General features: G+C 42.8%; 14 protein-coding genes. 7 read left to right on the forward strand and 7 right to left on the reverse strand.

Going from position 1 to position 25648, the window contains the following annotated elements; genetic code table 11:
* The first annotated feature begins 21 nt into the window (after positions 1–21).
* On the forward strand, positions 22–5688 hold the full coding sequence (locus tag V7K31_RS29715) for an alpha-2-macroglobulin family protein (protein WP_335099795.1): 5667 nt from the start codon (positions 22–24) through the stop codon (positions 5686–5688).
* A 199-nt stretch (positions 5689–5887) separates the two neighbouring features.
* Here the strand turns inward: V7K31_RS29715 and V7K31_RS29720 are convergent, their stop codons facing one another.
* Positions 5888–7474 carry an NCS2 family permease gene (locus V7K31_RS29720; RefSeq protein ID WP_335099797.1) on the reverse strand — a complete coding sequence of 529 codons (1587 nt, stop codon included), beginning with the start codon at positions 7472–7474 and terminating at the stop codon, positions 5888–5890.
* A 15-nt stretch (positions 7475–7489) separates the two neighbouring features.
* On the opposite strand from V7K31_RS29720, the gene V7K31_RS29725 reads away from it, so the two are divergent.
* A complete protein-coding gene (locus V7K31_RS29725) occupies positions 7490–7651 on the forward strand; it encodes a hypothetical protein (protein ID WP_335099800.1) in 162 nt (53 codons plus the stop codon).
* A gap of 737 nt (positions 7652–8388) precedes the next feature.
* Here V7K31_RS29725 and V7K31_RS29730 read toward each other — a convergent pair.
* The 3 genes from V7K31_RS29730 to V7K31_RS29740 form a co-directional block, all read right to left on the reverse strand.
* On the reverse strand, positions 8389–10917 hold the full coding sequence (locus V7K31_RS29730) for a mannose-1-phosphate guanyltransferase (RefSeq protein ID WP_335099803.1): 2529 nt from the start codon (positions 10915–10917) through the stop codon (positions 8389–8391).
* 576 nt (positions 10918–11493) lie between these two features.
* Positions 11494–13209 carry a glycosyltransferase family 39 protein gene (locus tag V7K31_RS29735; protein WP_335100527.1) on the reverse strand — a complete coding sequence of 572 codons (1716 nt, stop codon included), beginning with the start codon at positions 13207–13209 and terminating at the stop codon, positions 11494–11496.
* Between the two features lie 272 nt (positions 13210–13481).
* A complete protein-coding gene (locus tag V7K31_RS29740) occupies positions 13482–14726 on the reverse strand; it encodes a glycosyltransferase (protein WP_335099805.1) in 1245 nt (414 codons plus the stop codon).
* Positions 14727–15320: 594 nt separating this feature from the next.
* On the opposite strand from V7K31_RS29740, the gene V7K31_RS29745 reads away from it, so the two are divergent.
* From V7K31_RS29745 to V7K31_RS29755, 3 genes are all read left to right on the forward strand, one after another.
* Entirely contained in the window at positions 15321–15797 is a 477-nt protein-coding gene (locus V7K31_RS29745; RefSeq protein WP_335099807.1) for a hypothetical protein, read from the forward strand.
* A gap of 638 nt (positions 15798–16435) precedes the next feature.
* Entirely contained in the window at positions 16436–17092 is a 657-nt protein-coding gene (locus V7K31_RS29750) for a DUF1361 domain-containing protein (RefSeq protein WP_335099810.1), read from the forward strand.
* Between the two features lie 39 nt (positions 17093–17131).
* A complete protein-coding gene (locus V7K31_RS29755; protein WP_335099813.1) occupies positions 17132–17671 on the forward strand; it encodes a DUF4276 family protein in 540 nt (179 codons plus the stop codon).
* A 106-nt stretch (positions 17672–17777) separates the two neighbouring features.
* Here the strand turns inward: V7K31_RS29755 and V7K31_RS29760 are convergent, their stop codons facing one another.
* Positions 17778–20123 (reverse strand): putative PEP-binding protein, encoded by a 2346-nt coding sequence (locus V7K31_RS29760; protein ID WP_335099815.1) that lies wholly within the window; start codon positions 20121–20123, stop codon positions 17778–17780.
* Between the two features lie 145 nt (positions 20124–20268).
* Between V7K31_RS29760 and V7K31_RS29765 the strand changes: the two genes are divergently transcribed.
* Positions 20269–20727, forward strand: a complete 459-nt coding sequence (locus V7K31_RS29765; protein ID WP_335099818.1) for an MgtC/SapB family protein — start codon at positions 20269–20271, stop codon at positions 20725–20727.
* A gap of 438 nt (positions 20728–21165) precedes the next feature.
* Here the strand turns inward: V7K31_RS29765 and recF are convergent, their stop codons facing one another.
* Positions 21166–22284 (reverse strand): DNA replication/repair protein RecF, encoded by a 1119-nt coding sequence (recF, locus tag V7K31_RS29770; RefSeq protein ID WP_335099821.1) that lies wholly within the window; start codon positions 22282–22284, stop codon positions 21166–21168.
* Positions 22285–22548: 264 nt separating this feature from the next.
* Positions 22549–25407 (reverse strand): cation-translocating P-type ATPase, encoded by a 2859-nt coding sequence (locus V7K31_RS29775; RefSeq protein WP_335100529.1) that lies wholly within the window; start codon positions 25405–25407, stop codon positions 22549–22551.
* A 17-nt stretch (positions 25408–25424) separates the two neighbouring features.
* On the opposite strand from V7K31_RS29775, the gene V7K31_RS29780 reads away from it, so the two are divergent.
* Positions 25425–25553: a hypothetical protein gene (locus tag V7K31_RS29780; protein WP_335099823.1), complete on the forward strand. Its 129-nt coding sequence runs from the start codon at positions 25425–25427 to the stop codon at positions 25551–25553.
* Positions 25554–25648: the final 95 nt, after the last annotated feature.

Raw genomic sequence — 25648 nt, forward strand, 5'->3', positions numbered from 1 at the left:
CTCTTTACATTTATGTTAGGAATGGCAGGGTGTAATTTTTTTGGTATCAACTCAAGTAAAGAACAACTCCCAGCAGTTTCGCCACTCACACCACCAAAACTACCAGATTGGATTGAACAAATTAGTCCCATTGGGGATGCCAAATCTCTTAACCAAATTCGTATCCGTTTTAAAGAAGCTTTAATCCCAGTTGAAAGTCTTGATAGTCCAGAACAGCAAAAGCTATTACAAAAATTTGCACTTTGGCCACCTTTACCCGGTCAATTTCGCTTTTTAACACCGCGTATGGTGGGATTTGAAGCTGATAAAGCATTGCCAATAGCGACAAGATTTCAAGTCACTCTCAAAGCAGGTTTAGCCGATTTAAAAAATCATCGCCTAGACAAAGATTTACCTTGGACTTTCAATACCGAATCTATCAACCTGACTAATTTACCTGGTGTCAATCCTGTTGAGAAGGCTGAGGTTGAACCAATTGATTTACAACAGAAGTTACAGTTTACTTCCAATGTAGAATTAGATTTAGCTTCTGTACAAAAACATTTACAGTTAATTACCGAAGGACAAAATAAAGTTACAGGTTTTAAAGTCGAATTTAACAAAGAAGAAAAACCATCAAAAAATGAAGAAGATCCTTTAGAAAAATTTGACCCTTCGGCACGCAATTGGATTTATAACCTCATCCCCCAGCAAAATCTCGAAAAAGCAACTCGTTATCGCCTGGTATTTTCTCCCGGAATACGTCCTGCTTATGGTAATCTAACTACAGCGAAAGAATTCGCCAGTAAGTTAGTAACTTATTCGCCTTTGGCATTTCAGAAAATTAACTTTTACGGACAGCCAGATGCAGGTGGAACTTTTGGAAGATTTCTTAAAGGCAGTCCGCAGCTTGAATTTAATAACGTTTTATTAGCAGATTCAGCTAAAGAAAATATTACTATTAATCCAGCACCAAAAGAAATTTCGAGAATTATACAAGTAAATGATGAAGATAAAATTGTCGGCATCAATCCTTATGCGTTAGAACCCGCCAAGACTTATACAATTACTATGGGTGCTAATCTCAAAGATAAGTTTGGACAAACTTTGGGTAAACCTGTCACAGTTAAATATGATACTGGAGATTTAGCTGGGGATATCTGGGTCCCATCAGATTTGAATATTTTCCCCACAGGTAAAGATTTACAGCTAAATATTAGTACGGGAAATCTGCCAGAATCTAAGTACAAAGCCGCTTATCGAGTAGTTAACCCGACAGATTTAGTTTATTTTAATAATAGTAGTGATTTATTACCAAACCCTTCTGATTGGCAAAGTTTTAAAGTATCGGGTAAGAAAAATCAATCAGTTGATATTGCTGTTCCTCTCCGAGAAAAAATAAGTGCTGCTACGGGAATGTTAGCTTATGGAGTGCAAGCCCGCACTAATAAATATCAGGAGAATGGTAAGGAACTGTGGCGAGAACCGACAACTTATGGCTTAGTTGAATTGACGAATTTGGGCGTATTTACTCAGTGGTTTCCTGAGTCAGGCTTAATTCGCGTCAATCATCTTACAGATGGTTCACCAGTTAAAGCGGCTGCTATTGAAATTTATCAATCAAAATTACAGGCAAAATCTCGCCCGGAACCTGTACCTTGTGCAACGGGTAAAACTGATGAAAATGGAACTTTTAGAATTGTTCGTGAAGGATTACCGCAATGTTATTCTGGGAATGAAAGTTCTAGTAAATCACCACAATTATTAGTAATTGCGCGTGAAAATCAAGATTGGGCATTCGCTAGAACAGAAGAATATAGCGGCGTTTATGGATATGGTATTGATGCAGGTTGGCAAGATAGTAAGCCAGAATCACGCGGGGTAATTTTTTCAGATAGACAGTTGTATCAACCAGGAGAAAAAGCTTGGTTAACTGGGTTTGCTGACTATTTACAAAATGGCACAATCCAGCAAGATAAAAATGCTGTTTACCAATTAACCTTGGTAAATCCTGATGGACAAAAGACTAATTTAGGTACGCAAACTACAAATGAATTTGGCACATTTTCTCTGGAACTGCCAATCAAAAATACTCAGCGCTTAGGCTACCATACAATCCAGGCTAAGAGAAAGAACGGGCAAGAAATTTCTGGAGAATTTCGGATAGCTGAGTTTAAGCCACCTAATTTTAAAGTCGAACTCAACTTAGATAAAGAATTTGCTCTCATTGACGAGAAAGTTGATATTAATGCTACAAGTAATTATTTATTTGGTGCGCCTGTACAAGGTGGAGAAGCAAAATACTTTATTACTCGCCAGCAAGCTAATTTTGTTCCTAAAGGTTGGGACGAATTTACTTTTGGTAGACAATGGTTATGGCCGGAAGAAACTCCTACCATATCTAGTGATGTGTTGCAAACTAATGCCCAGCTAGATGCTAATGGTAAAAGTAGTCAAAGTGTGAATGTGGCTAATGATTTACCATATTCGATGACTTACCGAGTAGATATGCAAGTTGCAGATGTTTCTAATCTGTCTGTAGCGAATTTCAAAACTTTTACAGCTTTACCGAGTAATCGCCTCATCGGGTTAAAAAGCAATTTTATCGCTGATGCTGGCAAAGCTTTTCCAATTGAAGTGATTGTTACTGACCCTACAGGAAAACCGATAACAGGTCAACGGGTGCGCCTGGAATTACAACAAATTAAATATAGCAGCGTCACCCAATTAGTTGAAGGTAGCCAAACACCAAAAAATCAAGTTGAATATAAAACAGTCGGACAAGCAGAAATTACATCTGCTAGTAATCCGCAATCGGTAAGTTTGACAGCGCCGGAATCTAGTTCCTATCGGATTAGAGTTAATTTTAGCGATGCCAAATCCGAATTAAGTGCCACAGATTTACAAATTTGGGTAACTGGAGGAAATTCAGTATTTTGGGGTTCGGAAGAAAAAGATGTATTAGAAGTAAAGTTAGATAAAAAAGAGTTTAAACCGGGTGAAACCGCTACTGCAATAATTCAATCTCCCTATCAAGACGCAGAACTGTACTTTGCTGTGATTAAAGACAAACCCCTTTATCAGCAGATTATCAAAGTTCAGGGAGGCACACCAAAAATTCAGTTTCAAATCACGCCAGAAATGCTGCCAAATGCAGCCATCGAAGCTGTATTAGTAAGGCAAGGTAAACCCATAAACCAAGTGGAACCAGGAAGTTTAGATAAGTTGGTGAAGATTGGTTTTATACCTTTTAAAGTTAATTTAGAAGATAAGTATTTAAAACTGCAAGTTAAGCCAGTGCAAGCATCATTAGAACCTGGTGCAGAGGAAACAGTACAACTAGAACTAAAGGATAATCAAGGAAACCCCACCAAAGGACAGTTTACAGTCATGGTGGTAAATGAGGCGGTGTTACAACTTTCTGGTTATCGTCCACCAGATTTGGTAGATACAGTTTATGCAGAACAGCCAATATCTACCCGCTTTAGCGATAATCGACCAGATGTAATATTACAACCACAAGATGTAGCTAAACCCAAAGGTTGGGGTTATGGCGGTGGTTTCTCAACTGGTGCAGCAAATACTCGCACTCGCACTGATTTTAAAGCTTTAGCTTACTACAACGGTTCTGTTCTCACCGATGCTAATGGTAATGCACAGATAACCTTTAAATTGCCAGATGATTTAACCACATGGCGGGTGATGGCTGTGGCCACTGATGGAAATCTGCGTTTCGGTAACGGCGACGCGACGTTTATCACCACAAAGCCACTGCTAACTAATGCCATCTTGCCACAGTTTGCCCGTCCAGGCGATCGCATCCTTGCTGGTTTATCTGTAACTAACAACACTGGGAATACAGGAAATCTCTCAATTAATGGCGAACTTAGCGGGAATGTGAAGTTTGCTAAGGAAAACCCCACAACTACTTCTTTGCAAACCAAAGCTGAATCTGCAACTCATGCTTATCGCTTTCCAATGGTGGCGGATAGCGTGGGAATTGCTAAAGTTCGCTTTACCACTCAGCTAAATACAGCCGCAGATGCTTTTGAAGTACCTTTGGAAATTAAGCCAATTGAAATTACAGAACAAGTCGTTGAAACTGGTGTCACTGAAAAACAGGTGAAGATTCCCCTGAATGTTGATAAAAATACCTTCCCTGATGCGGGAGGTTTAGATATTCAGTTGGCGAGTAGTTTGATACCGGAGATTCAAGCACCAGCAAAGCAGGTTTTAGAGGATAATGATTTGCCGTTTACAGAACCGGCGGCGAGTCAATTAATGATTGCTGCTAATCTGCAAACTATCGCCCAAAAATATGGACAGGCATTTGCAGAATTTAATCCCACCCAACAGGGAAATCAAGCAATTGAAAAATTAAAAAAACTCCAAATAGCCGATGGTGGTTTTGCTGCTTTCCCCGGACAAGAAAAATCTGACCCTTGGGTTTCTTCTTATGCGGGTGAATCTTTGGCTAAAGCCAGTCAGGTGTTCCCTAATTTAGTCGATTCTGCAATGGTGTCTCGCCTGAAAGCTTATTTGCAAAAAGTTCTGGCGAATCCTGGAGAATACGATTTTTGCAAACAGCAACTGTGTAAAAGACAACTGCAACTTAATGCTTTAATCTCACTTTCACAAATTGGGGAAAAGCGCAATACCTTTCTTGCAGATATTTATGAACAACGCAATAACTTTGATGTCGTAACTCAAATTAAACTGGCACAATACTTGTCTCAATTCCCAGAATGGCAAGATGAATCTCAACAATTAGTGAACAAGTTACAACAGAATATATATGAAACTGGTCGCACAGCAGTTGTAAGTTTACCCAGCAGTTGGGGATGGATGAGTTCATCTACCACGACGCAGGCGGAAGCTTTACGCTTATTTATTGCCAAGCAAAGTAAACCCGAAGTTATAGATAAGTTATTCCAAAGTCTTCTAGCACTGCGACGGAATGGCACATGGCAAACTAACTATAATAATGCCCAAGCCTTAACAGCTTTGGTAGAATATAGCCAACTGCAACCCACGCCGCCTAATTTTGTTGCCACAGTGGAATTAGCCGGTAATAAGTTAGGAGAAAATCGGTTTAATGGCTATCAAAATCCTAGTTTACAGCTAAATGTGCCAATGAATAAATTACCTCGTGGTCGCAATGATTTAACGCTGCAAAAATCAGGTAATGGCACTTTGCACTATCTGGTTGCTTATAATTATCGCTTGCAAGGAAATCAACCAGGCAGATTTAACGGCTTACGCATAACACGAGAAATTAGTCAAGTAAATAAAGAGAAAGTTTTACAGAAAACAGGTCTTTACGCTTTCGATAAACCCTTGACTTTAGCCTCTGGACAGGTGTTTGATATTGGTTTAGAAATCATCGCCGATCGCCCCGTGGATCATATAGTAATTAAAGATCCACTACCAGCAGGTTTTGAGGCGGTGGATGCAAGTTTCCAAACTACCACAGCTGCATTACAAGCAAAAGCCGATAACTGGGAACTTGGCTTTAAAAATATCTACCGCGATCGCATTATCGCCTACGCCGACCACCTGGAACCAGGAGTTTATAGCTTGCATTATTTAGTCCGTTCTGTTACTCCTGGTACATTTTCTTGGCCTGGTGCCCAAGTTCACTTGCAATATGCACCTGAAGAATTTGGGCGTACTGCTGAGTCTACGTTAATACTGGAGGATGGGAAGTAACTATTTATCTGAGTGACTGTTCCGGCATTAAAAAGTTTTTGGCTGGTGGTCGCTTGGCGATCGCGGTTGGAATTAGGCAGATATGCCAGTTCATCACTGTTTTCTACTGCTACCGTCCTGTCTTGAATACCTCTGCTGGAGATGATGCTGTTAAGTCAAAAGAACTCTTACCTGACTGACGGGGCAGAGGGCGATCGCATCAAGCCTTAGGTCTTTCTTGCCAATCGACATAGAAAAAGAGAATTGCAAGCATTATATAGCCAATAGCCCAAGGCGCACCAGTTCCCCAGCCGAAATTAACAACTGTATCTGCAACAGTCCAACGATAACTGTGCATCAATCCAACCCAGGAAATTACAGCAGCGATCGCAGACCAATAGGCAGCTTGGCGAAACTTGCGCTCAATAATGTAAACTGTGATCCCAGCTAAAATCATGGCGGAAAAAATAAACCCTTGCTCAAGAGCAAAAGCCCCATCAATATACGTATCACTCAACTTAAATTGCTCAATCAAGGTTGGTGTAAAAGGTTTTTCCGGTGTACCCAAACCTGCTGCCCGGAGTGCATTTTTAGCTATTATTGCACCCCAACCAGCAATTCCCGGTAATAGACCAACAACCACAGCAGGTGCATGGTGCGACGGGGTGGCTGTAAAGCTTTGAGCCACAATCACAATCCCAATCCACAACACAATTGCCATCCCAGCTTCAATCGGGACAAAGTAAGCCAGCATTGCCACAGTTCCACTTAGGCAAAGCAAGCCCATGATTATGCCATTGAGTATAGAGTAACCAACTCTTGCTCCCAAAGCTTTCCAGCCAGGATGACCAATATAAATAGTAGTCGGAAAACAGGAACCACAAATAGCAGCAACCAATGTACCAATACCATTTACCCTCAGACAGGGAGCCGCAGGATAAGTATCACCCGCAGCTGAGGCACTTTCTAAATTCTGAAGACTGCCGACAAGATTAAATAACCCCATTGGTAGAATAATGCTGAAATATTCCACCAAGACTGAACGACTGCTCCACAATTTTGCCAGCCACAAAGAAGGGAGATAAAGTCCTATTGGTTGCAGGGTAGCGCTAAACTTGGCATGATCCCAACTGACAAAACCTGTTCCCCAGGCAAGGGCAATTCCCAACAGAACTGCCAACAAGCCACCAGGGATGCCAAATCGCACTCGCCCAAAATAAGTCAGCAGAATTACACCAAGAGGCACCAAACCGACTACAGGATTGGCAAAGGTACGAAATAGAAAACCAATAGCAATAAAAGTGATTGCAATCCCGCCCAAAGTGGAAAGCAATGCTGCACGGGGGGCGAAGCGACGGAGTGCTTCTCCTCCCCAAGCCCCGACAAACTCTATCAAACCGGAACCAAAGCAAGCCACCAGTCCTGCTTGCCAAGCTAATTCAGCAGCTTGTTCGCCAGATGCACCACCAGAAATTGCTGCTAATTTTACAGGCAGCATCACCAGAAAAATATAGGCAAAAAGGCTGACGGTGTTAATCCCATAGGGCAAAGCAGTAATATCGTCCCTCTGCTCACGTTTCCCTTGCTCTTTGGCTAGCCTTGCGTAATAGAAGTTGCCAACAATCAAACTTATTGCAACTCCTGGCAAAATGCGCCCATAAACTAACGATGCAGGAAAGCCAAGCACTCGTTCGCACAAATTGACAATCAATAAAATTTGAATAAAATTATCAAGCGCCAGCCCAAACAAACCATCAATGTCTCTGCGAACGAACCAACGGGGTACTCTGGTTGTAGCGATTTCCATTGTTTTACTTTTGCTTTGCCAATTTTATGGCTATGGTCTTGCCGCTTTCAGAATACCAGCAATGGTATTACAGGTGATCGGTCGGTTACAGATAGTTTTCTGTTAGCCTACATCAGCAAGGCTTTGGGCAAGTTGAGAGAATCGATTGTTGCTGCTGGCGGACTACGCCCCGCCTGAGCAAGCGTCCGACATTCCGCACCCCCCACTGTCACAATCGGTTTTTTGGGATTTTTACCCCCTATTAAGGCTACTTTTTATACTAAGCAAGGAAATATCCAATTGCGTAGGCGCAGCCCAACTTAGGCATCGCTAATCCCAAATCTCGAAACGTCCAAAATTCGTTATGTGACACTTTAGGGTGCGGAATGTAGGTTTAATGGGAGATAAACAGGGTGGCTAACAGTCGAGCGATCGCACTTAAGATGTAAAAAAGGGAATCTAGAAATCTTCAAAGCCTATGGCAGAACAAGGCAGTGACACATATTCTCAAAGTCAAGGAACATGGCGATTTGTATTTACCAATTTCCTGCCTACGCTATCAGTAGGGGATTCAGACCCGCCAATGATTGAAGACCACAAAACAAGAAAATTTGGTGGGGGTGCAAAAACGCCACTCGTACAGAATTCAGAATGAATTCTGTTTCGATAAATAGAAATGGGCAAAAGCCGGATATTCTACAGGAGAAGCTTTTCAATGTCGATAGTAGAGTATGAATTCACAAAAAGTATTCTTGAAATTATAAATTTGTATTTTCCTGATCAAGGAACTATAATTTTGAACTCTAGTGAGTTATTCCAGTAGTTAAATATTAAGACAAAAGCTATCAATAAGAAGTTATATGCTAGATTTGCTGACTTTTGGCAGTGAGCAGTTATCCTTAAAAACTGATAACTGCTCACTGATAATTGATTAATCAAACTTCCGCAGGAAGATATTCTTGTTGTCTTTCAACAAATGTTTGGACACGGCTGCGGTAGTTTCTTATAGTCTCATCTACCCAATCGCGATCGTTGCTATTTGCATACAAATGTACCAGTGGTTCGCTGGCATCTGGTAAAACTAACAGCCAGCTGTCATCGTAGGGTTGACAAATTTTCACCCCATCGATGAGTTCTAGGTTTTGGGCTGGGTGAGTTTCCACCAAGTAACGCATTAAAGCACCCTTGGCTGTCCACGGGCAGCGTACTGTATAAGTTTTATGAATTACACGAGGCAATTCTGACCGGGCAGCAGCAAGCGATCGCTCCTGTATAGTCAACATCTCAATTATTTTAGCAATGCAGAACATGGAATCAAATCCCGGATGCAGTTGCGGAAAAATAAAACCAGTCTCTCCACTACCTCCTATTACCACATTTGGATTTGTCTGGCAAGCCTCCATTAAGGCTGTAGGGTTGGCTTTAGTGCGAATCACTCTGCCATCGTGGCGGCGGGCGACTTGTTCAATAGCACTGGAAGCATGAACTGGCACTACTACTGTTCCTCTGGGGTTAGCCGTGAGAATCATGTCCACCATCAGTGCTGTTAACATTTCTCCCCGAATTGGGAAGCCTGATTCATCAACTAAAATCAGCTGTTCTCCATTAGCTGTGACTTGCACACCAAAGTTAGCTTTCAATGCCTCGACTACATGACCTAACTGAGTCAACAGTCCTTCTCGGTCAGTTACTGACATCGCCGTTTTATTCACACTGGCATTCAGTACTACTGCATCAGCACCAAATTTATCCAACATTTGGGGTAAAACTGCCCCTGATACAGCATAAACATAGTCAATTACCACTTTTGCCCGACTGTTGCGGAGTGTATGAACATGCAATAGTTTCTCAAAAGCAGTGCAGTAGCGATCCATCACTTGGCTGGGGTAAGATACATCGCCAATTTCATGAATTAGCGCCCGCCGCATATCTTCCTTAAAGTAAGCCCCTTCAATTTTCTTTTCCAGGGCTTTGGTGATATTAATACCCTTAGCATCCATGAATTCAATCAGAATGTAGTCAGGGCGATCCGGGTGTACCCGCACATGGATACCACCAGTTACCGACATTGTGGGGATAACCGTGCGGGCGATGGGGATAGCTGTAGCATCGAGGTTTTGAATATCAACACCTACTGACATCAAACCAGCAATCAGCGATCGCGTCACCATCCGAGAGACATTACGCTGGTCACGAGAAACCGTTACCTTAGAACTAGGTTTCAAAGTAGAACCATAAGCGGCTCCCAATTTCACGGCGAATTCTGGGGTGATGTCGATATTAGCTAATCCTTGTACACCACGTTGCCCAAATAAATTCCGTTGGGCGGTGTTCCCCCAAATCAAGTTAATGTTTAAAATTGCCCCTGACTCAATCTTTTTACTCGGCCAAACGCGCACACCGGGGCTAATTTGGGCTTCTTCTCCCACCGTGGAAAGCGAACCCACAACCGCAGCTTCTAATACTTGGGCGCGGCGGTCTACACGAGTGCCACGGGAAATCACACAGGCAGAAAGATGTGCTTCTTCGCCAATGATTGCCCCATTCCACACTATCGGGCGTTTGAGATTGGCATCAGCACCAATAGTGACATTATCCCCAATTACGGTTCCTGCTTCAATCTGTACTCTTGCCCCGATGCGGCAATTGTCACCAATCACTGCTGGGGCTTCAATCACAGCCGTCTGGTCGATATAAGTATTTTGGCCTACCCATAAGTTAGGGGAAACTTCTTTGTAGGCACAATCCAGTTGCACTTTCCGATCTAAAGCATCATACTGAGCCTCGCGGTAGGCATCTAAGTGACCAACATCACACCAGTAACCTTGAGCAATGTAACCATACATTGGTTCTTCTTTTGCTAGTAGTAAAGGGAATAAGTCTTTGGAAAAGTCGGATTCAGTGTTTACTGGCAGATATTCCAAAACTTCTGGTTCGAGAATATAAGTGCCAGTATTGACGGTATCAGAAAAAATTTCACTACTAGAGGGTTTTTCTAAAAATCGCCGAATCCGTCCTTCTTCATCGGTAATCACCACCCCAAATTCAATCGGGTTAGGAACCCTAGTCAAAATCAAAGTAGCTTTTGACTTCTTTTGTTTGTGAAATGCGATCGCTGCCGTGAGGTCGAAATCTGTGATACTATCGCCACTAATCACTAAAAAAGTTTCATCAAGAAGTTCAGCAATGTTTTTCACACAGCCTGCTGTACCTAAAGGCTGATCTTCTTCAACGGCATAGGTCATCTGGACACCAAAATCGCTGCCATCTAGAAAGTAGTCTCGCAAGACATCAGGTAAATAATGCAATGTCGCAATCACTTCTGTAATTTGATGTCGTTTGAGGAGATTGATAATATGTTCGGCAATTGGTCGATTTAGAATCGGCACCATCGGTTTGGGCAAATCGCAAGTTAACGGGCGAAGCCGGGTTCCCGAACCGCCTGCCATCAGTACTGCACGCATAAATCCTCCTTAACTATTTACAGCCTTCGCTGCTTGAAAACGCGTCAGATATATTTTGTTCTTCTTTCTTTAGTCTCCTATGGATATCGATATTTGAGGAACTTCCACAAGACGCATCTCCGGTTGACACTCCCGTGTGATCGCGTACCGGACAAGGGACGATCGCGTTTTGATTGGGGATAACTCCCTGAACAAGGACGAATAGGCATCCTTGTTCGGGATGTGGAAAATTTTTTACAATAAGTGGTTATTGCGATCGCTTTTTGGGCTGTCAATCGGAAGGCAGTCCAGTAGTCTGGAGCGAAAGATTTAGTCTAACTACTACAAAAACCCCAAAGGCACCAGAATTTAGTCCACCAATGAGCGCGGAAGTATCCCAGAATCTCAAAAGAGAGAAAAAGAAATTAGTTTGGTATTTTGGGGCTTCTTAATTTTTTTGTTTGGCGGATGCACAATTATAGGGGCAATGTCAGGCAACTCAACCAGTGGCTCTGGTAGTTGCTACGAGCAACCAGGACAAGACATACTCAAGCGAGAAAGCAATAAGACTGTAAATCAATCGGACGTGGATCGCTATTACATCGAACTTAGAGGTCCTTGTGGGTAACAACGATAAAGTTTATATTCGTAGCCGTTCACCCTTGGCAAAGATTGAGTATCAGATATAACGCAAGTTTTGACAGTTTCTGCTACGGGGGCGTGAAAGTTTACCAGCCACAAGTCAAAAGGTCGTGGTAATTTCTTTAAAGTATTTTCCAGAGCAATGGTGGAAGTATTCGGGTCTTTATCTTGATGGGCAAGGAGAAACAAAAGTTTTTGGGGTGAATTGGCAAGTTTAAACTCCCTAGCTACCCCCATCATTTCCCCAGTATGTACATAAGTTTTGTGGGTAGTGGCAACCAGTACTGGCACTGGGGATATTTGTTGAATTATTTGCACAAACAGGTCAGGGCGATAATATTTTTGATAGCCGAGATTGCAGAATACTGTAACTGCACTGACAAATCCCATTAACCAAATTAATATCACGGCTTTTTTCCCGTTTATTCCCCATCTGCCGATGCTTTTTACCCCATTTTTCCCTTGTTCTCTTCCTGTCCATTCCTTGGGAGGATGCCAACAAACTGCGAGACTTGCCCCTAGTAAAACAATCACGGCGGGAAAGTAAACAAAGTTATAGCGGGCACCCCTAGTCAGATCGATTCCCAAAAAGTACGTAAAGATAAAGAATAAAGCGATCGCGCTGATCACGACTCCAGCAAACACCTGAATCATAATCCGGCTTTCTGGTTGCTGTAATTGAATCTTGATCCCACTTACCAAAATTGGTACTGCCCAAATAAAGAAAATCAGCATCACCAGTCCAGAAAGAATCACCACCAATAGCTGTGGAGATTCAACTGGCAGGAGGGAAATCATTGTAATCCATGTGCCTAAAGCTTGAAAAATTGGGCTGAACCAATCTAGTCCGACGCGCGAACCTTGAATCCACTCGGTCAAATTACTGCGATTTCTATTCTCTAAAAAGATTGGTAGCCAAATTAAACTCGCCACCAAAGTACCTGTGATAACGCCATAGATGCGCCGCCAGGGAGGAGAGAAGAAAAGAGAAAATTTGCTGCTAGTCTGTAATTGAAGCCAAGCCAGAAAAATTAAAACGACACCTTCTGTGCAGAGGGTGAGGGTGAAGAAGTAATGAGTAGCAACACCTAAAGCATTAATTGCCACCCAGGAAATTGCTACCCACATGGGTAAAGGTGTGCGGTTTTGAATATGACGTGTGGCAATTACTAAGCACGTGAGAGAAGCAGTTACCCATAAAGCTGCCAAACTGTAATGACGCGCTTCTTGTGCTAAAAAGATGCCGTAGGGTGATACTGCCATCATGGCAGCAGCCAAGTGTCCCACTAATGGCGAACGAAACGCTATCCTACCTAATACGTAAGCAGATGGAATCGAGGCAGCACCGATTAAAGCTGGTAGCGATCGCGCCGCAAACAGGGATACTAATCCTCCTTCGCTCTTAAATAATTTCATCCACAAGTAAGCCAGCACAAAATAGAGTGGGGGATGGGTATCTTGGGTAAGTAAGTTATGAATGACATCACCAACACTAGCGCCTGGGTTTGGTTGCAGTGGTTGCAATAGGATATTAGGTGCGATCGCTTGATCTAGGGGTACTGATAAAAAATTATTCCCCAAGCTAAACACCAAGGTGGAAAACTCATCAGTCCAAGGAGGCTTTGCAGTCAAGTTCGCCAGGCGCAAGCCAATGCCGATCAGCAACCACATCAAGTTCAGCAAGGAGTGAACCCACCAAGGAGGAAGGCGAACCTGCCAATTATGCCAATACTTATGTTGTGAGCCAGAGTTTACATTTGCCAGAGGCAGGAAATGGGTAGCATAGACTGGTAGCAACGAGATAATTTTTCTGTAAAAATAGAATGCACCTTGGAAAATAACTCTCATTGCCTAGCCTCAAAGGAATGGATTTGTAGATTTGACGTTTTAGATTTAAGTTCGTTCTAAAAACAAAAATCAAAATCTCAAATCCCTCGTTGTGATTATTTCACATCGGTAACGCGCCAGCTAAGTTTCAAATTAATCCAGAAATTCCAGATTGTAGCAACTGCGATCGCAATAAAGTTGGCAATATAGCGGTTATGAATAAGAAAATTGAATACCAAATTTAATATCAGTACATTTAATACCAGTCCAGCAAGGCAGATGGCGTTGAATTTCACAAACCGCTTCCGGCGTTGATGCCATTCTTGCTGTCTGGCACTGACATCAGCAAATGTCCAAGCGTCATTCCAGAAGAAATTATTTAAAATCGCAATCTCACCAGCAACAATTTTACTGCGTGTCAATGGCCAAGCCAAGGTAGTCGGATCACTGAGCAAGTAAAGTACTGCCATATCTACAAATACCCCACTAAAGCCAACTAACCCAAAACGCAGAAATCGACCAACCGGGAAATTGACTTTTCTACTCAATTGTCCTACCCGCCCTGTGGAAAGCCGCAACCGTACTAAGTGGTGGATGTAATCTATATATTGCTTCCATGTCACTTTACTCTCACCCTCTTTGCGTTCGCAGAACACATACCCAACTTCCGCAACTTGGTCTACTTTTCCCCGCCCGATTACCTCTAGGAGAATTTTGTATCCGACGGGATTGAGTGTTACATTGGCGATCGCACTCCGACGCACCATAAAATAACCACTCATCGGGTCGGAAACTCTGCCCAGTACCCCCGGTAAAATCACCAAGCCTAACAACTGAGCGCCACGAGACAAGAAACGTCTGACAACACTCCAGCTACTAACGCCGCCTCCTTCCACATGACGACTGGCTACTGCCAAATCTGCTCCCTGCTCAACACTACGCAACAGTTGCATCAGCACCTCTGGCGGATGCTGCAAATCTCCATCAATCACCCCCAACACACTCCCCCTCGCTGCTTGCCACCCACGAATCACAGCTGAAGAAAGCCCCCGTTCTTCTTGGCGTCGCATCACTCGCAACTGGGGGTATTCTGGGGTCAAGGATTGTGCTATTTCCCAAGTTCGGTCTGGGCTATCATCGTCTACCACAATCAGTTCATAGTTTCCTGGAATAGATTCATCCAGTAACTGACTCAATATGCTGACTACATTCTGGATGTTATCACGCTCTTTATAAGTAGGAATTATTAGAGAAAGATGGATAGATTCACCACTTGTACTCACATGGTTAGGCGGTAACTCTGAAATTTTTAGTGGGCCAGTTGGTACCGTTAACAGCAAGTTGGATGAGTTTATCTTCATAATTTCAGATTACAGAAGGAGGATGTGTAAAGGCTGAAGGAAATAGAGCCAAACAAATGCTGGACTTATTGACTGAACCTGCTTACTCAAAGCTTTATGAATACTTTTGTTACAGTTAGCTGTTCTGAAAAGTTTAGTAATTCCCACACCTCAATTCAAAATATTTTCCTCAACTTTATCTAAACTTTAAATTTAACCACTTATTTTTATGGTATAGCGTACATTTACATAATTTTTTATACAAATAATTGATACTGTACCATTAAGCCAGCAAATCTACAGTTTACCAAGAGTTATGCAAAGACTTTTTAGTATTAGTAGGGCTAATATACCAATCCAAAATCATTTGTGAGAAAATAGAGAAATAAATATAAAGTAGTGATTACGACTAAGTGCAAGGTGTCATAATAGTGAGTGAAATCACTAAAAGAGTTTATCAAAACATAGCCAAGACAACGCAAACGCGGTCAAGATGTTGTTCTCGGTATATAAATATAAGGTGACTATCCCAATACTGAGAGTTTCTCGTGGGTTCATAACTTAAGCTGTAATATTAGATACTATATTCTTGGTTTTATTGTTGTTGGGGTGTTAATGTCTGTTTTACATAAATATACCGTTATTGCTCCTGTGAGCCTGAGCATTGCTTTGTTGATTACTAGTTGCAGCGAAAATAAAGTCTCCCAGTGCCAGCGACTGATTCGAGTTGTGAATGCTGGAACTTCTTTGATTGATAAAAATAAAGGAGCGCAAGTGATCACCAGCATACAGCTGTCTAAAGATTTGGAATTTGTGACTAAATCGATTGGGGAACTGAAGTTAACAGATCCCAAGCTGAAAGAATTTCAAAGCAGTTTTGTCCAAATTTTTCAGAATCTCAGTCAAGCGATCGCTAAAGCAGGTAGGGCGCTTGGTGCGACTAAGACAGCAGAAGCCTCGGCATCTGGTAGAGAAAAAATCCAAAAGGCTAGAGCCGAAATTGATTCAGCACTGACAACAGCTACAACTATTGGCAAGCAGTCGGATACCTTAATGAATGAGATGAATAAATATTGTAGCCAACCAGAATAATCGAATTTGGGCATGGGGCATTGAGCAAAACAGTTCCTCTTTTGGGAGTTAAGAGGATGTTTGTCAAGTCTTAAAGTATACTATAAAATCCCGCTTCCATTCCTCTCCTCGAAAGGTCGAGAGGCTTTGAAACCCCCATTCCCTTGTAGGAAAGGCGGATAGGGGGTTAGGTTTCTGAGCTTTTCGTGTTAGCAATAATACTTTTAAAACATCCTCTTACACTCTTGGCAAAAACTTTAGGGTGCTTCTGAAACTCTAGCAGAGCAAAATAAAATCAATATAATAGCTAAGACAAAGGTAAAATTCCCATAAAAAGTCTACAGCAACTTATTCAACGGCGTTTTTGTCGCTCAGACTTTCTTTCGATGGTGGATTTTACCCTGATGATTTTCTGGCTATACTAGTGATTTAAGCCGATTGGTTGATAAATTTCATCCCCCAGTATGAAAGACATAAAAACTCTAAATTTCAGACATATATTAGTGTGCATTTCCTTTTAAGTGACACAAAAGCCTTGTCTAGTCTGGGAGTAAATAAATTTATTTGGGGTACAAAAATTTTATCACTCAATCACTGAAGTTAACACTAATACTACAGAGTGAATCTAGATCAATCAAACGTCTTCTGAGTTAGCACCTATGAAAGAAGAATTGACAGCCAGAGTTGTACAAGTCTTGCGAATTAATATGAGTTGGATGACTTGGAATTTATTTCTGGCTTTTATACCTTTAGCTTTGAGTGTGTGGTTATTTCGCTTTCGGCGTGGTGGCTCTTGGCTTTGGTGGCTAGGATTTTTAGTTTTTTATGCTTTCTTACCGAATGCACCATATTTGTTGACTGATGTAATTCACCTGATAGATGATATCCGCAAAATTCAATCGGTCTGGATGATTACGTTGGTACTAATTCCTCTGTATTTACTAGTAATTCTCGGTGGATTTGAAGCTTACGTAATATCGTTAATTAATTGGGGTTACTACTTACATCGCATCGGCAAGAGTCAATGGATTTGGCGCTTTGAGTTGATTACCCATTTTCTCTGTGCTGTTGGTGTTTATTGGGGGCGATTTTTGCGTTTCAACAGTTGGGATTTTATTACTCAACCGGATGCCGTACTGACTAAAGGGGTAGAAGAAATTCTTGGGAAACAGCCCCTGGTGATTATTGTTATCACCTTTGTGGTACTTGCAGGTTTGTACTGGATTATGAAACAAGTAACTTTAGGTCTTAGTCAACGAGATAGTAGAATAGGCATAAATTCAGGACGCGCAAACTCTAATACGCCAAACATTTGATAAACCAAATACACATTTACCGATTTAGGAGACGGACTTTTGGACAGGCTGCAACGATTAACCATTAACGGATTCAACGATATTTTGCGATCGCTCAACGAAGATAGTAATCGTGATGTATTCTTCACTACTATGATTGATTTGTATGCTATCCATCCTGATTTTCCGGGATTAACTGAGTCTGAGAGTTTGCGCCAAAAGCCCACAAAGCGAGTTGAATTTCTAGAGCAACGCTTTGCGGAGGACATCGGTGATTACCGATTTCTCCCGTACATTCAGTTACATGAATACGAGGCATACCTTTTTGCTGATCCAACCTGCTTTGAATATCTTGATGCTAATCGCACAAAGGAGATTGAGGCTCTTAAGGCGATCGCTAATCAATATGAGACACCTGAGTTGATCAATGACGGACAGCAGACAGCTCCCAGTAAACGCATTATCGCTCAGTTTCCTGATTATAAAAAAGCGAAGCCTGCTTTTGGACCACAGTTGGCTGAACGAATTGGACTGCAAGTAATTCAAAGCAGGTGTCCTCACTTCAACACATGGCTGTCACGGCTAGAATCATTAAATTAATTAAATTAGCTCGTAATCAGGGCTGGAGCCGCTTACTACAAACCTTTAATTATGGCAATTTTAGATTTTGAATTGAAGAAAAAATCTAAAATTTAATAACTCCTAACTAATCAAGTTTTCGTCGTGCTGCTTCTAAAATTATGCGTTGTTCAGCACGAGCGATCGCTTGATATGTTCGCTCTACTGCTTCCGGTTCAACAGAAATGGAAGTTATACCCCATTCCACTAACTTATCGATAATTTCGGGATAGAGGGCTGGTGCTTGACCGCAGATGGAACAAGGGATGCCGGCACTTTTGGCCATTTTGATGAGTTGAGCGATCGCACTCATAACTGCTGGATGACGTTCATTAAATACTTTTGCTAACTGTCCTTGTTCTCGATCCACTCCTAGCAGTAATTGGGTTAGGTCGTTTGTACCAATAGAAATTCCAGCTGCACCTGCCTTAACATATTCTGGCAGTAAAAACAGTACGCTTGGCACTTCTGCCATTATCCACAATTGAAACTGTGACACCTCAGTTAAAAGAGCTTGCTCAACTTTGCGACGACAAAAGACAAATTCTTCCACAGTCCGCACAAAAGGCAACAGTAGATTGACATTGCTATAACCGGCTTGCTGTACACTCGCTAAAGCTTTCAGTTCCAACTCAAATACTGCGGAATTTTGTAAATAGCTAAAGGTGCCACGTTCACCTAACATCGACTTTGGTGAAGATTGTAAATTATCACTCAATGATGTTAAATTTTGTGGCCAATCTAAAGAACGATAAAAAACTGGTCTTGGTGCAAAAGCACGAGCAAACTGCATAATCTGCTCAGACCATAGCTCTAACAATTCTGCCTGACGTCCGCTTAAAATCCAACTATTGGGATGTCGCCCGGACAATATATTTAGTACCATCAATTCTGAGCGCAACAATCCCACCCCATCCACAGGCAAGCTTTGCACTTGTTCTATTAAACTGGACTGACTTAAGTTAACCAGCAGTTGGGTAGCAATCATTGGTAGATGAGAAGTAACAGCAGGATGGGGCGCTTTCGGGTTGGGGCGATGGGCAAAAGGAAGATTTTCTTCTCCCCCTCTCTCCATCTCCTCCTTTGAGTCTCCTTTGATCCGATAAACTTCTCCTCTGTCGCCATCAAGCAGCAGTCGTTCGCCAGTTTTGATTAAGCTTGTCGCAGATGTTGCGTTCACTACTGCTGCAATACCTAATTCTCTAGCAAGAATGGCAGCATGGCTGGTTAATCCGCCTTGTTCGGTAATAATACCAGCAACTTGTTGCAGTAATGGCAACCAATCAGGTGCGATCGCTGGTACTACTAAAATTACTCCCTTTGGTAGTTGTTCGGGTTTCTGTTGGGGATTAATAATTACTAGGGCAGTCGCTACAACACGTCCCCCAGCTGCTCCTAGTCCCCGAATGAAGTCTACGTGGGGAATTACAGATTGGGGAGTACTAACTTGTGTGATGTAGAGCTTGTCAGATATAGTTTGCCCAGCGATAGTCCATTTAATGGTAAAGGTTTTACCTAGTTCACTCACCAGTTGAGTTCCCAGAGCAATTATTTGTTGTAAGTATTCTTCTTGTAAAGCGTATTGTTTTTGTTGGCCTGACGCAATTAGGTAGGTACTCAGACAAGTGTGATCTGCTGTTAGCACTGACTTGGGCACCGTTTGCGAAAAAGCTCCAGGTGCTGCATTATCAACACCATAAGCCAGCATTTTATTGCCCATCTGTTGCTCAAGCACAACCCCAGTTTCCTGTTGAATGTAGTAGACATCTGGCTGGATTTCGCCAAGAGCGATCGCAATTCCTAATCCCCAAGTAGCTTCAATTTCCCACCCAGAAGAGTTAGCTCTGAGCAAACCACTAGCGATCGCATTTTCAACAGGTTGCACCAAAACTGCTAGATTTATTTGTTGCAGGTCAATTCCGGCTCGCTGCCAATATAGTAGACTTCTAGCACGAAATATCTGGCTCCAGGTACGCTTTAATGCTCTTGCGATCGCTTCCGGTTCGCACTGGCAAAATACTGACTCCAGCAAACCAGATATATTCTTCATACCTGGGGTAGCAGTTGATACTGCCAAGGTAGGTCGAAGAATCAAACAGCCAGTTTGCCATTCTCTAGCTGCTTGGAAAATTGTACTCACCCACTGCTGTGGCACAGTCGCAGTGAGAATTTCTTGGCGCAAGCGACTAGCCACCTGCTGAAGTTGACGCCAATTAGCTACATCTAGGTGTAACGAAGAATGGGGTAAGTCAGCCACTAATGACTCTGAACTATTGAGATTTTCGAGAAATTGCCGCAAAATTTCTGCCGAAACGACAAAACCAGGCACCACTGGATAGCCTAGCTGCATGATTCTACTCAAGTAAAACGCTTTGTCACCTACTTGGGCGCGGTCTTGTAGTTTAATTTGTTCTAGCCAGTAGAGTTTGTCCACTCAATTTGTTAGTGTCAAAAATAAAATCTTATTGGAAAATAATCTTCAGAATGCAAGATATTAATTTGCACGTAAAAAAGCTATATTTTTGTAACTATATTACCAAATAGCCTAATATATAAAATTATCTATACCAGACTAAGCATTGCCAAACACTTACTACCTTGCAACTAATGATTGGGTAAATATCAGCTTCAGGCTATGCCTTGCATTGCTTATTGGAGCAATTATCGGCTTAGAACGCCAAATTAGGCACAAACCAGCTGGTTTAAGAACTCATATACTGGTGAGTTTGGGTTCAGCGATGTTTACTCTCATAATTATGCAAACAGGTGCGTCACAGTCCAGTCCTGATGCACTCAGCCGCGTGATTCAGGGGATTGCAGCCGGTGTGGGATTTCTCGGTGCTGGAGAAATTGTCCGCCAATCTTCTCAAGAATCACAGCGACTTAAAATTCACGGACTGACATCAGCAGCAGCTATTTGGGTTTCGGCTGCTTTGGGAATTGCTGCCGGGTGTGGTTTGTGGCAGTTAGGATTAATTAGTGCTGTGCTGACTTTTCTGGTTCTCAACGTTTTTAGAAGGTTAGAAAAACGTGATTAGTCATTTGTCATTTGTCATTAGACCTGTTGCAAAAGTCCCAAACACCGCAGCCTTAATCCCCTCCTCGCTTGCGGGGAGGGGAGACAAAGCGTAGCGGGAGCATCCACTTTTGGCAGATCGCCTTTTTTAGACCAACCATATAGTAGGGTTTTTGGCATCAAATAATTATGTTTCTTCCAAAAGTGGATGCTCCCAAGCGTAGCTTTGGCGGGGTGGGGTTCTTATTTATGCAAGAAGTCTATTAGTCATTAGACATCTCCGAAAATCAATTAAGACCCCACTTCCATTCCTCTCCCCGTTGGCGTCAGCCTGCCGTTAGGCAAGGGTCGAGAGGCTTAATTTCCGTGATATCTGTATGTAAATTTAAGATAACTAAATCTTTTTCGGAGATGTCTATTAGTTAATCAACTATGTTTAATCTTGATAAGTGACAAATGACTAATTTGGGATTATTTCTCCTGCTTTCACAAATAGAATTTGGGAGGACTTCAACCACTGGGAATCAAAAGAACCCAAGTGAGTGGTAGTAATCAGGGTCTGAAAGCGGTCTTGAATAGCATCAAGCAATTGATTTTGGCGGGATAGATCGAGTTCGGCAAGAACATCATCAAGCAATAGCAATGGTGGCTCTTTGACGACTTCTTCAATTAATTGTAATTCTGCTAATTTTAAGGCTAGAACCAGCGTTCGTTGTTGACCTTGAGAACCATATTGACGAGCGGGTGTCTGGTTAATAGTTAATTCTATTTCATCTCGATGTGGACCGACAAGGGTAGTGCCTTGGTGCATTTCGGCGATCGCTCGCTGCTGAATTTTTGCTAAAAAAGCTTGCTGCACTTCTTCTGGATGGTTATCCTCTAAAGGAATATTCGGCAGGTACTTGATTTGCAGAATTTCTGTACTGCCACTGATGCTGGCGTGCCAAGCAGTAGCAATGGGAGCTAATCTTTGGATAGCGCGATCGCGTCGTCTAATTACCCTGGTTCCTGTGGTGGCTAACTGTGCATCCCACACCGCCAGTTCTGTGTGCTGAGTGTCCAGTGCTGAGTCTTGATTTTTTTTTAAAAAAGCATTGCGCTGGCGTAACACATGGTTATACTGCTGCAAAATGTGAGCATAAACTGGTTCAAGTTGAATTAAGAGTGTATCTAACCAGTTGCGGCGACCTTCCGGGCCGCCGCGTACTAAGTCTAAATCTAGGCTGGAAAATTGGACTGCATTCAGAACGCCGAGAAAATCCATTTGACGGCGGATAGATTCACCATTGAGAGCAACACTACGGCGACCATTGCGGCGGAGGGTTAAGGTAAGGTCACTAACGCCTGTTTCTCGCTCAAGGGTGGCATTAATTTGGGCTATGGCTTCCCCTTCTTGAACTAAATCCCGATCGCGGGTCATTCGGTGCGATCGCAATGTCGCCAGCAACTCCACCGCCTCCAATAAATTCGACTTTCCCTGAGCGTTATTACCTACCAAAATTGTTTTGGCAGCAGTAAACTCAACCTTTTGGTCTTGATAATTGCGAAATTGTCGGAGGTTTAGAGTTTTCAGGTACATAAGTACGATTTTGGATTTTGGATTTTAGATTTTGGATTGAAGATAATAGGACTAACCTTTTCAAGGTGGGTAAAAATTTTGGTTAAGAAATTGCTCTTTAATATCTTTACTCTGTGTTCTCTGCGCCTCATAAGGTTAAATAAATTACTTTTAAACCGCAGAGAGCGCAGACGCTGAGAGAAAAAAGGGATTTTACGAGTCAACTTGAAAGGGCTAGTTCTAGATAAATCTAAAATCTAAAATCTAAAATCTAAAATTTCTTTTTCAGACGGCTTTCTTGCCCATAATCCGCAAAAATATCTTCTCCGCTTCAATCCAGACAAACATTAAGGCACTGAAGCCAATACAAACTCCCAATTCCTGCATATTCAGGTAGTGAGTACCAAAGAACTCTCGCAGGGGTGGGACGTAAACTAGCATCAGCTGCAAAATCGTGGTGACGACAACAGCCGCTAGAACAAAGATGTTAGAGAAGGGATTCATCTCGATAGTCAGTCGGTTGTTGGAGCGAATAGCGATCGCATGACCCATTTGGGCAATACACAAGGTAGTAAATACCATTGTTTTCCAAGCATCGCGATCGCCCTGATACTCAGGGGCATGGGTATGTTGATAAGCCCACCACATCAGGCTAATGGTGATAATCGCAAATATTATCCCAATGCGAATCATATAAGAACCCAATCCCCTAGCAAAAATACTTTCGCGGGGACTAAAAGGTGGACGTTCCATTACATCGGGTTCTGGGGGTTCCACAGCTAATGCCAAGGCTGGTAAACCATCTGTCACCAAGTTCATCCAGAGAATTTGTAAGGGAGTAAGGGGAACTCCTCCTAAACCAATTAAGGGTGCGGCGGCAATTGTGAGAACTTCACCAATGTTACTGCCGAGGATGTATTTAATAAAGCGGCGGATGTTGGTGTAAACTACTCTGCCTTCCTTGGTGGCGCTGACAATGGTGGCGAAGTTGTCATCAAGTAACACCATGTCACTGGCTTCTTTACTGACATCAGTGCCAGTAATCCCCATTGCAATACCGATGTCAGCTTGTTTGAGGGCTGGAGCATCGTTGACGCCATCGCCTGTCATCGCTACAAATCGTCCCCGGCGTTGCAGGGCTTGGACAATTCGCAGTTTGTGTTCTGGGGAAACCCTGGCATAGATGCTCACCAGGTCAACGTTTTGCTCTAATTCCTGGTCACTCATCCGTTGCAATTCTTGACCTGTGAGGACGCGATCGCCTTCTTGGGCAATTCCCAAATCGGTAGCGATCGCTCGTGCTGTTAATTGGTGGTCGCCAGTAATCATTATTGGGCGAATACCTGCATCCCGACACTCTTGAACTGCTAACCTTACCTCTGGGCGTGGCGCATCTAGCATTCCCACCAATCCCAGCCACACCAAACCTTGCTCGGATGTCTCATCTGAACCTTCCGGTGGGATCTGCGCCAGGGGTTTGTAGGCAAAACCTAACACCCGCAAACCTTTACTCGCCATTTGGTCATTGTTTGCCAAAATTTTCTGGCGTTGTTCTTCAGTCAAGGGAGCTGTATCATTACCCAAATGAATCTGAGTGGAACGTGCCAAGATTAACTCTGGAGAACCTTTGGTAAACATTAAGTAAGGTTCAGATTGTAATAAACTCGCGATCGCTGGGTCAACGCCTCTCGAAGATGCTTCACCTGTGGCGACATGCTGCACCTGAAAGATCACGCTCATCCGCTTGCGTTCTGAGGAAAAGGGAAACTCCCTAACTCTGGGTAACTTACTATTCCACTGGTCTTGTTCGATTCCAGCTTTTCGGGCTAGTGTTAACAATGCGCCCTCTGTGGGATCTCCTAAAATTGCCCATTCCCCTTGTTCTTTTTGCAACACCGAATCATTACAAACGGCACAGGCGACTGACAACGCTAAGATTTCTGGAGACTCCTCTAGGGAGATTTTTTGACCATTTAACTGAAAATCCCCTGTGGGAGCATAACCTTCGCCAGTGACACCAAAAGTTTTGTTATTAGTGGAAACCGATTGCACCACCATTTTATTTTGAGTCAGTGTCCCGGTTTTATCAGAACAAATGGTAGTTACAGAACCCAATGTTTCCACTGCTGGCAGTTTGCGAATCAGGGCATTTTGGCGTACCATTCGCTGGGTTCCCAGTGCCAGAGTGACGGTAATTACAGCTGGTAAACCTTCTGGGACCACAGCAACTGCCATACTCAAGGAAACTTCTAAGAGTTCTTGGATGTTTTTAAAACCGCCGTCCTTGATCACACCGCCGACAACAACGATCGCCACGAGAATTAAAGAACCCGTAACTAGAACGTTACCCAGTTGAGTCATCCGCCGTTGTAAAGGCGTAGGTTCATTTTCTACCGCCTGCAACATTGCAGCAATTTTACCCAGTTCTGTAGTCATTCCGGTGTTAGTTACCAGAACTTTACCCCGTCCTTGGAGTACTTCGGTTCCTTGAAAGACGACATTGAGGCGATCGCCTAAATCGGTTTCTTCCGGCAATTTTAGTGTTGCCTGTTTGTTGACAGATTGGGCTTCACCCGTCAGCGCCGACTCTCGTATTTGTAAATTAGACTGTTCTATCAAGCGTCCATCTGCGGCTATCTGCATCCCAGCTTCCAGCAGCATTACATCCCCTGGAACTAAGTCCTTGGCTGCTATCTCCACCAATCTAGCGTCGCGGATAACTCGCACTAAAGGAGAGGTGAGTTTTTTCAGGGCTGCCAATGCTTTTTCGGCACGGCTTTCTTGAACGTAGCCGAGTATGCCATTGAGGATGACAATTGCTAAGATGGCGATCGTATCCTTAAATGGCACTTCACCAGGCTTTAAGGTGCCCGTTCGCCAACCCCATAGGTCTATCAACCCAGAAATCAGAGCTACGCCAATCAGCATCAACAACATAATGTTCTTGAACTGATCCAGCAGAATTTCCCAAGCTTTACGGCCAGCAATTTCTTCAAGTTCGTTGAGGCCGTATTTTTGCAACCTCGGTTGAATTTCTTGGGGTGTTAAGCCACTGTCTGCGTTACTATCAAGCAGGTCTAGCGCTTTATCAACTTCTAAACTATGCCAAACAGCGGCACTTTCAGGCAGAGAATTAGCAGACATCGTGTAGGTCACAGCAAATGGTTACAGAATTCGATCATAATTTAGTGATGGCAAGAATTCCATTTCCTAAAGTTACATTAAGGCGATCGCTCGGTCTACTGAATGTATATGTAATTCTTAATATTTGTAAATTCTTGCTCTTTTAACATAGTATTATTTCTCACGAAAGAGTTTTTCGGAACAAATTGTACCGATAATTATCAGTACCCCGCTCTAAACGTAGCGATTCCGCATCAAGCAA

The organism is Nostoc sp. (assembly GCF_036917675.1).
GTDB lineage: Bacteria > Cyanobacteriota > Cyanobacteriia > Cyanobacteriales > Nostocaceae > Nostoc.

Coding starts and splice junctions, on each gene's coding strand:
- V7K31_RS29715 (WP_335099795.1), top strand. CDS start 22: ATGGCAGGGTGTAATTTTTTTGGTATCAACTCAAGTAAAGAACAACTC.
- V7K31_RS29720 (WP_335099797.1), bottom strand. CDS start 7,474: ATGGAAATCGCTACAACCAGAGTACCCCGTTGGTTCGTTCGCAGAGAC.
- V7K31_RS29730 (WP_335099803.1), bottom strand. CDS start 10,917: ATGCGTGCAGTACTGATGGCAGGCGGTTCGGGAACCCGGCTTCGCCCG.
- V7K31_RS29735 (WP_335100527.1), bottom strand. CDS start 13,209: ATGTGGTTGCTGATCGGCATTGGCTTGCGCCTGGCGAACTTGACTGCA.
- V7K31_RS29740 (WP_335099805.1), bottom strand. CDS start 14,726: ATGAAGATAAACTCATCCAACTTGCTGTTAACGGTACCAACTGGCCCA.
- V7K31_RS29745 (WP_335099807.1), top strand. CDS start 15,321: ATGTCTGTTTTACATAAATATACCGTTATTGCTCCTGTGAGCCTGAGC.
- V7K31_RS29750 (WP_335099810.1), top strand. CDS start 16,436: ATGAAAGAAGAATTGACAGCCAGAGTTGTACAAGTCTTGCGAATTAAT.
- recF (WP_335099821.1), bottom strand. CDS start 22,284: ATGTACCTGAAAACTCTAAACCTCCGACAATTTCGCAATTATCAAGAC.
- V7K31_RS29775 (WP_335100529.1), bottom strand. CDS start 25,407: ATGTCTGCTAATTCTCTGCCTGAAAGTGCCGCTGTTTGGCATAGTTTA.
- V7K31_RS29780 (WP_335099823.1), top strand. CDS start 25,425: ATGGTTACAGAATTCGATCATAATTTAGTGATGGCAAGAATTCCATTT.